Source organism: Streptomyces sp. NPDC096311 (assembly GCF_044763085.1).
GTDB lineage: Bacteria > Actinomycetota > Actinomycetes > Streptomycetales > Streptomycetaceae > Streptomyces.
The window spans coordinates 17,531-30,104 of the sequence record NZ_JBIWFN010000019.1 but is presented as its reverse complement, the minus strand read 5'-3'; the positions used below and the strand labels follow the sequence as shown (position 1 = coordinate 30,104).

The following is a 12,574-nucleotide window of genomic DNA, read 5'->3' as shown; positions in this document are numbered from 1 at the left end:
TCGATCAGCGAGGGTCGGGGCGGCCGCTCGTGATGCGGTTCCACAGGGAGCGGGTGGCACCGAAGCCGCTCTCGTGGACCCACACATGCGTGCACGACGGGCACTGAAGGTGGAGCAGGCTGCCGGTGTTGGACAGCAGATAGCGCCAGTGTTCGGAGCAGGTGCGCCGCTCCTCGCACGGTGCGCAGCCGCGACTGTCGTTGCAGTTCGGACAGCTCACCCAGGCACGGCGCCCGCGGTCCGCCTGCGGGTCAAGCGGCAGCATGGCCGCCTCCGCGCGGGGGCAGCACGCCGGCCGCGACCAGGTCGTCGTAAAGGCGCTGCTGCTCCTCGTCGAGACCGGAGTACAGCAGGTCGTACGCGGCCTCCTCGCCGCGCATGACCTCCATAGGGTCCCAGTCGGGGCCGAGAGCGGCCAGGACCTGGGCCTGTCGTTGCACCTCCTGCGCGCTGAGGTCTACGGAGAAGTCGACCAGCGCGGGGGTGTCGTCGGGAGGCGGGGGGTCATGTGGGGCCATGAGACGAAACTTAGGTATGCCTTCTTTGCCGGGGCAAGAGGGGGTGGCCGAAGTCACAGCAGGTCGGCGGCTGTTTCGACGGTCTCCGCCGGGCCGTTCGTTCTGGATCGCCGCCCGTGGCGACCGGAGCGGTCAGCTGGGCTTTTCGCCGGTTTCGCAGATGCGGCGGGCGATCTCGCGCAGTTTGATGTTGTGGTCCTGGGACGCCTTCTTGAGCACCTTGAACGCCGCGTCCTCGGCCAACGAGTAGCGCTCCATGAGGATGCCCATAGCCTCGCCGATCTCGTGACGGGTCTCCAGGGCGTCACCGAGCTGCTGATGCGTACGGGCCGCGGAGAAGGCCACGGCCGCGTGCGAGGCGAGGATCCAGCCGGCCCGCTGAGCGGCCTCGTCGAAGGTGCGCGGCCGGCGGGAGTACAGATTGAGGGCCCCGAGCTCGTCGTCCTCGGTGAAGAGGAGGAAGCCCATCACGCTCCCCATGCCCAGCCTTCTCAGCTCGGGGGCGAAGTGGGACCAGCGCTCATGCGGCCGGCTCAAGTCCTCGATGGTGTAGATCTGCTGACGGTCGGTCACGGCGTCGAAGCACGGGCCTTCCCGCAGATCCTGCTGGATCCGGTCCGCCCGTCGCACCACGTCGCTCGTCGCCGCCAGAGGACGCACCTCGCCCCGCCGCACGGTGAGGACGCCGGCGTCGTCACAGCCGTTGATCAGAACCGTCGCATGCTCCACGACACGGTCCAATGTGCCCTGGACCGTGTCCTGGGCCAGCAGATCCCGCGCCATTTCCGCCAGCGCGACGGCGAACCGCTCCCAGACCTCGCCGGGCTCGTGCGACATGTGTCACCTGCTCGTTCGTCGAAGCGCCGCCGACGCTCATCCGCGGTCCCATTTTGCCACTCGGGCGTCCCGGCCGCGCCGGGCGGGCGTGCGGGGGCGCCGTGCCCGTACACGGCTGTCCCCGTCGTTCCTCGTTCACACCGTGCTGTCCCCGCGAAACCGTCTGTTTCGCAGGTGCGATCAAGGGTGACCCGGAGGAGGACCGAAGTCCCACGAACAACAGATCGCGCAAGACCATCGCGATCACAGGAGGCCCCCATGAACGACTGGCGCGAGTCCGCGGCCTGCCGGAACGTCGACCCCGATCTGTTCTTCCCCATCGGCAGCACAGGCCCCGCGCTGCCGCAGATCGAGGAGGCGAAGGCAGTCTGCCGACCCTGCCCCGTCCGTGAGGAGTGCCTGAGCTGGGCGCTCGAAACGGGGCAGACCATCGGCGTCTGGGGCGGTACGAGCGAGACCGAACGGCGCGCGCTGAGGCGGCGTACGGTCGCCCGCAGGTCCCGGGACACCGGATCGTAGGCACGCGGGTCGCGAAGGGTGGGAGACGCCCGCGCGGTGCGAGGACACCCTGCGTGAAGGCGCGTGGGGCGATGTGGAGCAAGACATCCCGCCGACGAGACCGGGGAGGCGCGATGGAAAGCGACCCGAACGGGGACGAGAAGGTGCCGAGCGACGAGCCACCGGGCCTCACCAGCACCTTTCCCGGACAGCTGCGCGACGTGACCGACGCCCGCCTCATGGCGGACGATTATCTGTGCGAACTCGCGCGGACGTCACCGCCGGGAGCGGCCGAGCACTGGGACGACATCCTGCTGGTGGTGACGGAGCTGGCAGCCAACACGGTCCAGTACGCTCCCGGCCCCTTCGAACTCCGGATCCGCCCCACCTTCGACGGCGTGCATGTCACGCTCCGCGACAGCAGCACGACGCCGCCCGCGCCGCGCCGCGTCGACCCGGCCCACGGCGCGGGCGGAATCGGCTGGCACCTCCTCCACGCGCTCTGCCACCAGGTGAGCGTCGTGGTGCGGCCCGACGGCAAGGATGTGCATGCCTTCCTGCCCTGGTGAGCGCTTCTTCGCCGCCGGCAGGTGTCGGTTCGCGCGACCGGGGCACACGGGACTGCCGAAGGACACATCAGCCCCCGCACCCGAACGAGGTGGAGCAGTGAGCCTGGAGCAGCAGCGCGCGTCCGGTCCCGTCGACGACACGGGTGACGAGGTGCCGGAGCCCTCCGGCGAAGAGCGTGCTGCCTGGGCTCGGGTACGCCGCTCGGCCACGGGAATGCGCCACCACGAGGCGAGGTCCGCGCTGGCCACCGCCCGGAAGGCGGCGCGTGGCGGTTCGCCCACCGGCAGGAGCGCGGTCGTCGCACGGGCGGAGGCCGAGGAGTGGGAGCGGGTCACCGGGACGCTCGCCGACCACGCGGGACCCTACGACCCCGCCGACGACCCCTTCGTCCAGGGCGAGCAGGACGCTCGCGACGGCCGCGCCCCCGTTGCCCCTCGCGCACGGACCCCAGAGCAGCCCCGATCGCATTGTCAGTGCCCTCCGCAACAATGCTGAGCAGCGAGAACGTCACCGCTCCCGGCGGTACGCGATCGAACCCGTCCGTCGAAAGGCCGCCCGCACATGACGCCCGCTCTCCGACGCCGTGCCGTGCCGCGAGCGCTGGACGGAGACCGCTGACGATGCTCCGATCCCTCCCGCGCACGCCCGCTCCGCTCGGCCCCGGCGGTGCCGAGGTCCTGCGTCTGATCACCGTCCAGCGCGTTCCCGTCTGCCTCACCGTGCATGCCAACGGGCGGCGCCGGTACGGCTACTGGCAGCCTCTCAGTTCCGGTTCCGGGCGCGGTGGTTGTTACGTGGCGCTGCCCACGGACGAGTGCGACGCGCTGCACGCGGCGGGCCGGATCGAGCTGGGCGACCCGGTGGTGGATCCGGCGAAGACCACGTACCCGGTGCGCCCCGTCGTACGAGGCGCACCCTCCGCGACCTGCACACCCCGCCAGGCCCTCACGGCGTGATCCGCCGGACGGGGCCCAGCCCCGGTGATCCCCGTTCTAGTGCGGTGAGAGCGGTACGACGGCCGTGATGCGCTTGCCGCCGGCGCGGAGCTCCGCGATGGTGATGTCGCGGGCGAGGCGGCAGATGATGGGCCAGCCATGGCCTCCGATCCTCACGGATCCCGGCTCGTCGGGGTGCTCTGCCGGTGTGGGCAGTTCCCGGCTGTGGTCGCTCACCGACAGGCGTATTTCCCGGTCGCCCAGCATCACCTCGAACTCGGTGACACCGCCGCCGTGCAGTATCGCGTTGGTGGTGAGTTCCGAGGCGACGAGCAGCGCGTCGCCGACGGCGACGGCATCGCCCGCGCCGTCGTGCCCGCCGGACCGTCGTACGTCCTCTCCGAGCGCGTGCCTGACCGCCTCGCGCACCTCGGCCGGGCTGCGCGGTCCAGGTGAACGCAGCCGGCCGGTAACGGTCCTGGTGTCGGGGGAGTTCGTCCGGTGCTCCGCACACATGCCTCTCTCCTCTGCGCTCCACCACTACGCCTGACCTGGGAAGCTCAGCGCAAACCTGTCCGTTGGGGCAGGACGCCCTCCGGGGCCGTGATCCACTTTCGGGTGATGGCCGGGTCGAGCATGGAGGGGCGGGGTGTCACATGGACCCGTCCGAGGCGTGTGCCCGCAAGGAAAAGCCGCCTGACGAAAGGGCAAATCTTTGCATTCAGGACATAAATGGACGTTACATGTGAGTGTCACGGAAATGTGGATGATCGGTAACAGAGCTCATGTACCGCCCGAATCGTCGAGGGGTGAGAGCAATGTGTGCGCGTCGGCCAGTAGGCCGCACACCCGCACACGCACCCCGGAACGGACCGCGTAGAACGGCCGCGGGATGCCAGTACCCAGTAGGAGGGCTTTGTGTCCGCTTCTGCGTTTGTGACCGTTCGTCGTCTCGCCGCAGCCACGTTGACGGTGGTGGCGGTGGCCGGCGCGGCGACGCTGCCGGCGTCCGCGGCCGACCGCACGGATCGCCAGGCCGCCGTGCGAATCGCCGACGTGCAGCACGGCCTCGTGGGCCACGGGGTCCGCTCCAACCGGTCGCTCAACAGCGAGTGGGTGGAGGTCACCAACGGCGCCCGCCGTGCGGTGAACCTGAGCGGCTGGACGCTGTCGGACCGTGACGGTCACACGTACACCTTCCACCACTACCGGCTGGACGGCCGCTCCGTCGTCCGTGTCCACACCGGCATGGGTCGCGACACCTCCCGTGACCTCTACCAGGACCGCCGCACCTCCGTGTGGGGCGACCGCTCCGACACGGCCGCCCTGCGCGACGAGCACGGCCGCCTGGTCGACACCCTCTCCTGGGGCGCCCGTCGCCCCGGGAACCGTGACGGGGGCCACCGGGGCGAGCGCGGAGTCGAGTACCGCGGCGGGCGTGTCGGTGAGCACCGGGGTGAGCGTGGTGGCGAGTACCGCGGCGAGCACGATGGCCGTCGTGACGTCGGTGGGCGCCACGACGTCGGTGGGCGCCATGACCTCGGTGGCCGCCATGACCTCGGTGGGCGCCATGACCTCGGAGGGCGCCACGACCTCGGTGACCGTCGTGATGTCGGTGGGCGTCATGACCTCGGAGGGCGCCACGACCTCGGTGACCGTCGTGATGTCGGTGGGCGTCATGACCTCGGTGGGCGTCACGACGGCCGCCGTTGATCCTGTTCCGCCGCTGACCGTATAGCCGTACGGCGGCTCGACCGGCATGGTGGAGGACCCCGCCCTGGTGGCGGGGTCCTCCACCGCTTACGACGCTGACCGCACCTTGCCGCAAAGGCATATGATGTTGCCCATGGCGCAAGACGACGGTGAGCTGGACAGCCTGGTACGCAAACGCATCCGCGCCCTGCGCGTGGCCCAGGGCTGGTCCCTGGAGGAGCTGGCCGCCCGCGCCCGGGTCAGCCAGTCCACACTCAGCCGCATCGAGAACGGCCGGCGTCGCCTGGCGCTGGACCAGCTCGTCACCCTCGCCCGCGCCCTGGACACCTCCCTCGACCAACTGGTCGAGACCGCCGCGGACGACGTCGTCTCCCACCCGATGATCGACGCGGCCCACGGGCTGATGCGCTGGCCCATCAAGGCGGAACCCGGCATGACCGTCGTACGCCAGCGCATGACCGACCCGCCGCCCGACAACCCCTCGCGCATGCGCGCCCACCCGGGCCGCGAATGGCTCGTCGTCCTCTCCGGCACCGCGAGCCTGCTTCTGGGCAATCGGCGCTTGCGGATCGAGACCAACCAGGCGGCGGAGTTCCCCACGATGCTCCCGCACGCCATCGGCGCCGAGGGCGGACCGTGCGAGATCCTGGGCATCTTCGACCGCGACGCCCGCCGCGGTCATCAGCGTGGCGATGACGTCGGGAAAGCGAACCGTCCGTCACTGTGACCGTTTGCGTGTTCCGCAGCCCAGCGGGCCATCGTCTTGCGCATTCAGCAACCCATCACGTCACCCGTGGACGGCCCGCCTAGCGTGGCCGCATGAACCACCCCTCCCCGCACGCAGCGCCCCACGGCACGCACCATGTCCACGAGCACGAGCACGAGCACGAGCACGAGCACGAGCACGAGCATGAGCACAGTGCAGGCGATCAGGTGGAGATCCTCGACCTGGACGCGGAAGTGCTCGCCGAACACATCGCGTCCATCACCGCCTGGCTGCCCATCGGGACCGTCCCCCGCCGCATCGTGGATCTGGGCTGTGGGACCGGAGCCGGCACCCTCGCTCTGCTCGAGCGCTTTCCCGAGGCGGAGTTGACGGCCGTCGACCTGTCACCCGCCCACCTGAACCGTCTGCGGGAGAAAGCAGCCGCAGTCGGTGCGGCCGACCGCGTGCGCATCGTGCGGGCCGACCTCGACGGGACGGCGTGGCCCGAACTCGGTACGCCGGAGCTGGTCTGGGCATCGGCCTCCATGCACCACATGCCCGACCCCGACCGCACCCTGCGCCAGGTCCACGACCTGCTGGCACCGGGCGGGCTGGTCGCCGTCGTCGAGCTGGCCGGCTTCCCCCGGTTCCTGCCCGAAGACGCCCCGGAGGACGCTCCCGGTCTTGAGGAGCGCTGCCATGCCGCACTCGACCACCATCACGCCGAGCAGGTTCCCCACCGCGGCGCCGACTGGGGAACCAAGCTGACACAGGCCGGCTTCACCGTCGAAGGCGAGCGCACCGTCACCGTCGACATCGGCCCGCCCTGCACCGACGCGGCGGGCCGCTACGCACTCAGCAGTCTGCGCCGCATGCGCGGCGGCGTCGCATCCGCCCTGACGGCCGGGGACCTGGCCGCTCTCGACCGGTTGCTCGACACCGGCAGCCCGCAGAGCATCCTGCGCCGCATCGACCTGAGTGTGCGCACCGAGCGCAGGGTGTGGGCCGCACGCCGCACCTGACCCTCGTTCACCGAGTCCTCCCGGGCCACGCCGCCTGTCGTGAAGTTCCTTCTCGGCGTCCGAGCGGCCGTCGGGGCGCCGTTACGACGTGCAGGCGGTCCTCAGCTCGTCGGCCGCGTCATTGATCTTGCTGGAGTCCGGGTTCGTGTCGCCGTTCAGGATGGCTTCGTTGTAGTCGGCGACGGCCTTGTCGAGCTTGTCGACCGCCTTGTCGACCTTGCCGTCGTCCGTCTTGTCGCCGATCCTTTCGAGGTTCTTGTTGATGGTCTCGATGGACTTGTCGGTCCGGGTGGGATCCTTCGCCGCGTCCAGGCCGGCCTCGTTGATCGCCTTGAGGCTGTCGGCGATCGTGTCGGCGTTCTGCAGGCAGTCCAGCGAGTTGTCGACGCCGTCGCAGCCGGTGGCGAGCCCGGCGGTCAGGGCGACGCCGGCCAGGGTGGTGGCGAGGGTGGCGACGCGGCGTCCACGTCGGTGGTCGGCGGGCATGGGAGGGTCCCTTCAGAGGAATTCGTGCGTGACGCGGCGAGGGAGCAGCGGAAGCGGGGTGGGCCGGCCGGTCAGTACCAGGGCTGGTCGACCGCCTGGACCGGCTTCTTCCGGCGGCCGGCGACGAGGCCGCCGGCGGCGCCCAGCGAGACCAGACCCATGCCGACGGCGGCCATGATCCCCTTCACGCCGTCCATGGTGACGTAGCAGACCGCGGCCACGGCGCCGTTGAACAGGAACAGGAACCACAGCACCGGCGGCGTCGACAGGAACGCCTTGATCTTCGGCTTCTTCGCGATGCGTGAGCCGGCCACCAGTGACACGGCGATACCGGCGTACGTGGCCACGTCCTTCCGCGTGCCGTCGAGGACGGCGCCGGAGGCGGAACTCGCGGCGAGGCCGCCCACGAAGAACGACCAGAGCAGCAGGTTCGCGACGAACGACCGCACGGCGGCGAGCAGTGACTTCACGGGATTTTCCTTCGGCAGGGGACGCGCACGTCCGTTGCGATCTCTGCCGTCAACGATCCCGTTGCCCGCCCGCCGCCACGAGGGACCGGCCCCCCGGATCGATGGTGTAGCGCGTTACACCATGTGAGCCACCACGGAGGGGCCGGCGAGGACCTGGAAACGCGGGGGAGAGTCAGAGCAGGATGCCCGCCAGTCGGCGCCACTCCTCGCGCGGGAGGGAGTCGGGGGTCTGTCCGGTCACCACCTGGAGCGCCACATGGTCGGCGCCCGCCGCGTGGAAGGCCTCGACACGGGCGCGGATACGGTCCTCGTCGCCCCAGGCGAACATCGCGTCCACGAGGCGGTCGCTGCCGCCGTCCGCGAAGTCGGACTCGGCGAAGCCCAGCCGCAGAAAGCTGTTGGTGTAGTTCGGCAGCGACAGATAGAAGGCGAGGACGCCCCGGGCGTGAGCGCGGGCGCGGTCCGGGTCCCTCTCCAGGACGACCTTGAACTCCGGTGCCAGTAGCGGGACTTCGCCCAGGATCTCGCGGGCCTGCGCGGTGTGCTCCGGCGTCACGAGGTAGGGGAGCGCCCCGGCGGCGCGGTCCCGTGAGAGCTCCAGCATCTTCGGGCCGAGGGCGGCGAGCATCCGGCGTCCCGCGGGCACTCCCTTCGCGTCCAGCTCGTCCAGATACGCGACCATGCTCGCGTAGGGGCGACGGTACTGGTCTGCCGTCTTGGCGTGGCTCACCCCGAGGCCGAGCACGAAGCGGCCGAGATGGGCCGTCTCCAGCTCCGCGAAGCCCGCCGCGCTCGCGAAGGCGTCCTGCGTCCAGATGCTCTGGATGCTGGTCCCCACGACGAGCCGCTCGGTCGCCGCGAGGAGCGGCGCCGCGTTCTGCGCGGTGCCGCTGCCGCCCAACCAGGCCGCGCCGAAGCCGAGTTGCTCCAGCTCGGCGGCTGCCTCGGCGCGCTCGCCACGCCCCTGCGGATCCTCCGAGCGCAGGCCCGTGCTCCAGATGCCGTACCGCCCCACGGCCTCCTTGAGCGAGCGGACCTGGCTCTCGGTCGTGACGTCGTTCATCGATTCCGATCCCTTCGGTGTGGACGGGCCGCCGGCGGCGGAACCACCGTTGCCTGCGAACGTGTTCGACACTACGGTCCTCTTTGATCACCCGCTCTCGATCACCACCCGCTCTCGATCATCGCCCGTCGAAGGAGACGCATGCGGCAGCGGACCGCGCAGGTCGTCCGGAACCCGGTCCTGGCCGGCTCGCATCCGGACCCGTCCATCCTCCGCGTGGGAGCCGATTTCTACCTGGCGACCTCGACGTTCGAGTGGTGTCCGGGGGTACGGCTGCACCATTCCAGGGACCTCGTGCACTGGCGGCCCCTGGGCGGCGCCCTGGACAGCACCCGCTTGCTGGACCTGACCGGGTGCCCCGACTCCGGCGGGGTGTGGGCGCCGAACCTGAGCCACGCCGACGGCTTGTTCCACCTCGTCTACAGCAATGTGTCGACGTACGCGGGCGGCTTCACCGACAGCCCCAACCACCTGGTCACCGCGGAGTCGATCGACGGGCCCTGGTCCGACCCGGTGCCGCTGCACGCGCGCGGCTTCGACGCCTCCCTCTTCCACGACGGCGCCGACAGCCGGCTGGTGAACCTGGTCCACGACTGGCGTCCGGGCCATGGCGGCTCGGCCGGTCTGGAGGCGACCCGCTACGACCGGGCCACGCGTCGCCTGGTCGGCGAGCCCGAACCCGTCGTGCTGCCGCCCGGGGCCGGCTGGATCGAGGGCCCCAACCTCTACCGCCGCGGCCCCTGGTACTACCTGCTGACCGCGGACGGCGGCACGGGCTACGACCACCAGGTCACCGTCGCCCGCTCGCGCACCTTGACCGGCCCCTACGAACGCGACCCCGCGGGCCCCCTGATCACCGCCCGCCACCACCCGGACCTGCCCCTCCAGAAGGCCGGGCACGGCAGCCTGGTGGACACCCCCGGCGGCCTGTCGTACCTCGCCTACCTCGTCGCCCGGCCGTACACACGGCACGGACCGTGCGTCCTGGGCCGCGAGACCGCGCTGGCACCCGTCACCTGGACCCCGGACGGATGGCCGCGCACCCCCGGCGGCCTGCCCGCCCTGGAGATACCGGCCCCCGACCCACGTGTCGACGGCACGGGCCCACGCCCGGACGACCACGACGACCTGGGGGACCCGGCGGATTCCGACGGCTTCGACCGGCCGGTGTTGGGACCCCAGTGGTCCACACTGCGCCGGCCCCCGGCCCCCGACTGGCTGTCGCTGACCGACCGCGCCTCCCACCTGCGGCTGAGCGGCGGCCGCTCCCCGCAGAGCCTCATCGCCCCCAGCCTGGTGGCACGCCGGGTCACCGCCGCGCGCTGCGCGTTCGAGGCCACGATGGAGTACCGGCCCCGGACCTTCCAGCAACTGGCCGGGATCACCGCGTACTACAACACCCGCAACTGGTACTTCCTGCATGTCACCGCGGACGACGAGGGGCGTGCGGTGCTGCGCGTGGCGGCCCGGGACCGGGGGGAGCTCACCGTCGACGAAGCGGGCGGGGAACCCCTCGGCGACACCACGCGGCTGCGCCTCGGTCTCGACCTCGACGGATCCGCCCTGCGCTTCCGCTACGACACGGGCGCCGGCTGGCGGCCCCTCGGCCCGACACTCGACGCGACCGTGCTCTGCGACGAACACGCCGAGGAGATGGAGGGCGAGCGGATCCGCGTCCTCGGGTTCACCGGCGCCTTCGTCGGACTCTGGGCCTGGGACCTGACGGGGGGCGGTCTGCCCGCCGACTTCGACGAGGCGACGTACCGCACTTAGGGCCTGTCGTCCGGATCAGGACCGGGCCGCCGGGTGGCGGGTAGGCGGCCGCTTTCGGGTGACCCCTCAGCCTGTCGCCGGGGCCCGGCGGTCCGGCGTGTCCGAGCATCGCAGTCGACCGGGGCGTCGCCGCCCGCACCGTCCGCCGCCGGAGCTCGCCGTGCACATCCTGCTCGTGGCCAGCGCCTTCAACAGCCTCACCCAGCGCGTCCACATCGAACTCCGCGACCACGGGCACACGGTCGCGGTGGAACTCGCGCTGCCCGAGCGCCCGTTGGCCGAGGCCGTCCGACGGCACGCGCCGGACCTCGTGCTCGCGCCGATGCTGAAGACGGCGATCCCCCGCGAGGTGTGGGCCGCGTACCCGTGCTTCATCGTCCACCCGGGGCCCTTCGGGGACCGGGGGCCGTCCTCGCTGGACTGGGCGATCCAGCGGGGTGCCGACCGGTGGGGGGTGACGGTCCTTCAGGCGGTCGAGGACATGGACGCCGGGGACGTCTGGGCGTCCGTCGACTGTGTGGTGCCGCCGGTGGGCAAGAGCGACCTGTACCGGGGCGAGATCGCCGACGCCGCGCTCACGGCCGTCCTGCTCGCCGTGGAACGCTTCGCCGGCGGGACCCACACCCCGCGCCCACAGGGCCCGGCCCACGCCGAATACACCCCGGTGCGCATCCGCCCGTACCTCGACCAGAGCGTCCGGCGGATCGACTGGGACGCCGACTCCACGCAGACCGTCCTGCGCAAGCTGCGCGCGGCGGACTCGCAGCCCGGCGTGCTGGACGTGCTGTGCGGCGCCGAGTGGTACCTGCACGGCGGACACCCCGAGGGCGGCCTGCGCGGCGCCCCGGGGGAGTTGCTGGCCACCCGGGCCGACGCGATCTGCCGGGCCACGACGGACGGCGCCGTGTGGATCCCCGAGCTGCGGCGCAGGCGCGCTCCGGGACAGCCGCCCACGTACAAACTGCCCGCCGTACAGGCTCTCGGCGACCGGCTGCCGTCCCTGCCGGAGCTCGCCGCACCGGACTGCGCGGACCCGCGCCGGCACACCTGGACGGACGTCGGGTACCGGGAGGAGGGGAGCGTCGGAGTCCTCTCGTTCTCGTTCCCCGGCGGCGCGATGAGCACCACGCAGTGCCGACGCCTGCTCGACGCCTACCGACAGGCGTGCGCGCGGCCCACCTCGGTGCTGGTGCTGGGCGGGCAGCGGGACTTCTTCTCCAACGGAATCCACCTCAACGTCATCGAGGCCGCCGAGGAGCCCGCCGCCGAGTCCTGGGCCAACATCAACGCCATCGACGACCTCGTCGAGGCGGTGCTGACCACCACGGACCGCCTCGTGGTCGCCGCGGTCGCGGGCAACGCCGCGGCGGGCGGGATGATGCTCGCCCTCGCAGCCGACGAGGTCTGGTGCCGCGCCGGCGCCGTACTCAACCCGCACTACCGGCTCATGGGCCTGTACGGCTCGGAGTACTGGACGTACACCCTGCCGCGCCGCGTGGGTGCGGCGACGGCCGACCGGCTGCTGGGCGAGGCTCTGCCGATGAGCGCGGCGAGCGCCCGCGACCTCGGGCTCGTCGACCGGGTGGTCGACTGCGGCCCCGGGGACTTCGCCGCCGAGGTCGGCCGCCTCGCGGCCCGGCTGGCGGCGCTGCCGGGATCACCGTCCCGGATCGCCGCGAAGAAGGCCGAACTGGAACGCCTGGAGTGCGGCGAGCCCCTGGCCGCCTTCCGGGAGCGGGAGCTGAGCAGGATGCGCCGCACCTTCGACGACCCGGACGCCTCCTACCACGCACTGCGCCGCGCGTTCGTCCACAAGCGACGACCGGAGTCCACCCCGCCGCACCTCGGCCTCGCGGTGACCACGGCCACGAGGACGGCGGCGGGAGCGGACCGGTCCACGAGGGCGCGTGTCACCGGAACGGCCCTGGATGACCTCTCGCGTCGGCCGGACGGCTGGTATCAAGAGAGCTGATGGTCGAAATA

At 71.5% G+C, this 12,574-nt stretch carries 16 protein-coding genes; 9 read left to right on the top strand and 7 right to left on the bottom strand.

What is annotated here, in order from left to right; genetic code table 11:
* Window positions 1–4: 4 nt before the first annotated feature.
* The 3 genes from ACIRA5_RS38270 to ACIRA5_RS38260 form a co-directional block, all read right to left on the bottom strand.
* Window positions 5–265 carry a hypothetical protein gene (locus ACIRA5_RS38270; RefSeq protein ID WP_403698931.1) on the bottom strand — a complete coding sequence of 87 codons (261 nt, stop codon included), beginning with the start codon at window positions 263–265 and terminating at the stop codon, window positions 5–7.
* Complete coding sequence (locus ACIRA5_RS38265) at window positions 252–518, bottom strand: DUF6400 family protein (RefSeq protein ID WP_403698930.1); 267 nt, start codon at window positions 516–518, stop codon at window positions 252–254. The genes ACIRA5_RS38270 and ACIRA5_RS38265 overlap by 14 nt, the downstream gene beginning before the upstream one ends.
* A gap of 132 nt (window positions 519–650) precedes the next feature.
* Window positions 651–1,355 (bottom strand): GAF and ANTAR domain-containing protein, encoded by a 705-nt coding sequence (locus tag ACIRA5_RS38260; protein WP_403698928.1) that lies wholly within the window; start codon window positions 1,353–1,355, stop codon window positions 651–653.
* A 258-nt stretch (window positions 1,356–1,613) separates the two neighbouring features.
* On the opposite strand from ACIRA5_RS38260, the gene ACIRA5_RS38255 reads away from it, so the two are divergent.
* The 4 genes from ACIRA5_RS38255 to ACIRA5_RS38240 all read left to right on the top strand — a co-directional run bounded on the left by ACIRA5_RS38255 (window position 1,614) and on the right by ACIRA5_RS38240 (window position 3,379).
* Window positions 1,614–1,874 carry a WhiB family transcriptional regulator gene (locus tag ACIRA5_RS38255; protein WP_403698926.1) on the top strand — a complete coding sequence of 87 codons (261 nt, stop codon included), beginning with the start codon at window positions 1,614–1,616 and terminating at the stop codon, window positions 1,872–1,874.
* Window positions 1,875–1,987: 113 nt separating this feature from the next.
* Window positions 1,988–2,422 (top strand): ATP-binding protein, encoded by a 435-nt coding sequence (locus ACIRA5_RS38250; protein ID WP_403698925.1) that lies wholly within the window; start codon window positions 1,988–1,990, stop codon window positions 2,420–2,422.
* Window positions 2,423–2,519: 97 nt separating this feature from the next.
* Window positions 2,520–2,918: a hypothetical protein gene (locus ACIRA5_RS38245; protein ID WP_403698924.1), complete on the top strand. Its 399-nt coding sequence runs from the start codon at window positions 2,520–2,522 to the stop codon at window positions 2,916–2,918.
* A 125-nt stretch (window positions 2,919–3,043) separates the two neighbouring features.
* Complete coding sequence (locus tag ACIRA5_RS38240) at window positions 3,044–3,379, top strand: hypothetical protein (RefSeq protein WP_403698922.1); 336 nt, start codon at window positions 3,044–3,046, stop codon at window positions 3,377–3,379.
* Between the two features lie 36 nt (window positions 3,380–3,415).
* Here ACIRA5_RS38240 and ACIRA5_RS38235 read toward each other — a convergent pair whose 3' ends face one another.
* Complete coding sequence (locus ACIRA5_RS38235) at window positions 3,416–3,874, bottom strand: ATP-binding protein (protein ID WP_403698920.1); 459 nt, start codon at window positions 3,872–3,874, stop codon at window positions 3,416–3,418.
* A gap of 402 nt (window positions 3,875–4,276) precedes the next feature.
* Between ACIRA5_RS38235 and ACIRA5_RS38230 the strand changes: the two genes are divergently transcribed.
* The 3 genes from ACIRA5_RS38230 to ACIRA5_RS38220 all read left to right on the top strand — a co-directional run bounded on the left by ACIRA5_RS38230 (window position 4,277) and on the right by ACIRA5_RS38220 (window position 6,799).
* Entirely contained in the window at window positions 4,277–5,071 is a 795-nt protein-coding gene (locus ACIRA5_RS38230; RefSeq protein WP_403698918.1) for a lamin tail domain-containing protein, read from the top strand.
* 133 nt (window positions 5,072–5,204) lie between these two features.
* Entirely contained in the window at window positions 5,205–5,798 is a 594-nt protein-coding gene (locus ACIRA5_RS38225) for a helix-turn-helix domain-containing protein (RefSeq protein WP_403698916.1), read from the top strand.
* A 92-nt stretch (window positions 5,799–5,890) separates the two neighbouring features.
* A complete protein-coding gene (locus tag ACIRA5_RS38220; RefSeq protein ID WP_403698914.1) occupies window positions 5,891–6,799 on the top strand; it encodes a class I SAM-dependent methyltransferase in 909 nt (302 codons plus the stop codon).
* A gap of 81 nt (window positions 6,800–6,880) precedes the next feature.
* Here the strand turns inward: ACIRA5_RS38220 and ACIRA5_RS38215 are convergent, their stop codons facing one another.
* The 3 genes from ACIRA5_RS38215 to ACIRA5_RS38205 all read right to left on the bottom strand — a co-directional run bounded on the left by ACIRA5_RS38215 (window position 6,881) and on the right by ACIRA5_RS38205 (window position 8,818).
* Window positions 6,881–7,285: a hypothetical protein gene (locus ACIRA5_RS38215; protein ID WP_403698912.1), complete on the bottom strand. Its 405-nt coding sequence runs from the start codon at window positions 7,283–7,285 to the stop codon at window positions 6,881–6,883.
* A 71-nt stretch (window positions 7,286–7,356) separates the two neighbouring features.
* Window positions 7,357–7,755 carry a hypothetical protein gene (locus ACIRA5_RS38210; RefSeq protein ID WP_403698910.1) on the bottom strand — a complete coding sequence of 133 codons (399 nt, stop codon included), beginning with the start codon at window positions 7,753–7,755 and terminating at the stop codon, window positions 7,357–7,359.
* A 172-nt stretch (window positions 7,756–7,927) separates the two neighbouring features.
* Window positions 7,928–8,818 (bottom strand): LLM class F420-dependent oxidoreductase, encoded by an 891-nt coding sequence (locus ACIRA5_RS38205; RefSeq protein WP_403698909.1) that lies wholly within the window; start codon window positions 8,816–8,818, stop codon window positions 7,928–7,930.
* A 141-nt stretch (window positions 8,819–8,959) separates the two neighbouring features.
* Between ACIRA5_RS38205 and ACIRA5_RS38200 the strand changes: the two genes are divergently transcribed.
* Both ACIRA5_RS38200 and ACIRA5_RS38195 read left to right on the top strand, forming a co-directional pair.
* A complete protein-coding gene (locus ACIRA5_RS38200; protein ID WP_403698907.1) occupies window positions 8,960–10,591 on the top strand; it encodes a family 43 glycosylhydrolase in 1,632 nt (543 codons plus the stop codon).
* Between the two features lie 160 nt (window positions 10,592–10,751).
* A complete protein-coding gene (locus ACIRA5_RS38195; protein ID WP_403698905.1) occupies window positions 10,752–12,563 on the top strand; it encodes an enoyl-CoA hydratase-related protein in 1,812 nt (603 codons plus the stop codon).
* The last annotated feature ends 11 nt before the right edge of the window (window positions 12,564–12,574 follow it).

Excerpts from the sequence above, each read along its gene's own strand:
- ACIRA5_RS38260 (WP_403698928.1), bottom strand. The coding sequence starts at position 1,355 with ATGTCGCACGAGCCCGGCGAGGTCTGGGAGCGGTTCGCCGTCGCGCTG.
- ACIRA5_RS38255 (WP_403698926.1), top strand. The coding sequence starts at position 1,614 with ATGAACGACTGGCGCGAGTCCGCGGCCTGCCGGAACGTCGACCCCGAT.
- ACIRA5_RS38270 (WP_403698931.1), bottom strand. The coding sequence starts at position 265 with ATGCTGCCGCTTGACCCGCAGGCGGACCGCGGGCGCCGTGCCTGGGTG.
- ACIRA5_RS38215 (WP_403698912.1), bottom strand. The coding sequence starts at position 7,285 with ATGCCCGCCGACCACCGACGTGGACGCCGCGTCGCCACCCTCGCCACC.
- ACIRA5_RS38240 (WP_403698922.1), top strand. The coding sequence starts at position 3,044 with ATGCTCCGATCCCTCCCGCGCACGCCCGCTCCGCTCGGCCCCGGCGGT.
- ACIRA5_RS38205 (WP_403698909.1), bottom strand. The coding sequence starts at position 8,818 with ATGAACGACGTCACGACCGAGAGCCAGGTCCGCTCGCTCAAGGAGGCC.
- ACIRA5_RS38250 (WP_403698925.1), top strand. The coding sequence starts at position 1,988 with ATGGAAAGCGACCCGAACGGGGACGAGAAGGTGCCGAGCGACGAGCCA.
- ACIRA5_RS38265 (WP_403698930.1), bottom strand. The coding sequence starts at position 518 with ATGGCCCCACATGACCCCCCGCCTCCCGACGACACCCCCGCGCTGGTC.
- ACIRA5_RS38200 (WP_403698907.1), top strand. The coding sequence starts at position 8,960 with ATGCGGCAGCGGACCGCGCAGGTCGTCCGGAACCCGGTCCTGGCCGGC.
- ACIRA5_RS38220 (WP_403698914.1), top strand. The coding sequence starts at position 5,891 with ATGAACCACCCCTCCCCGCACGCAGCGCCCCACGGCACGCACCATGTC.
- ACIRA5_RS38225 (WP_403698916.1), top strand. The coding sequence starts at position 5,205 with ATGGCGCAAGACGACGGTGAGCTGGACAGCCTGGTACGCAAACGCATC.
- ACIRA5_RS38235 (WP_403698920.1), bottom strand. The coding sequence starts at position 3,874 with ATGTGTGCGGAGCACCGGACGAACTCCCCCGACACCAGGACCGTTACC.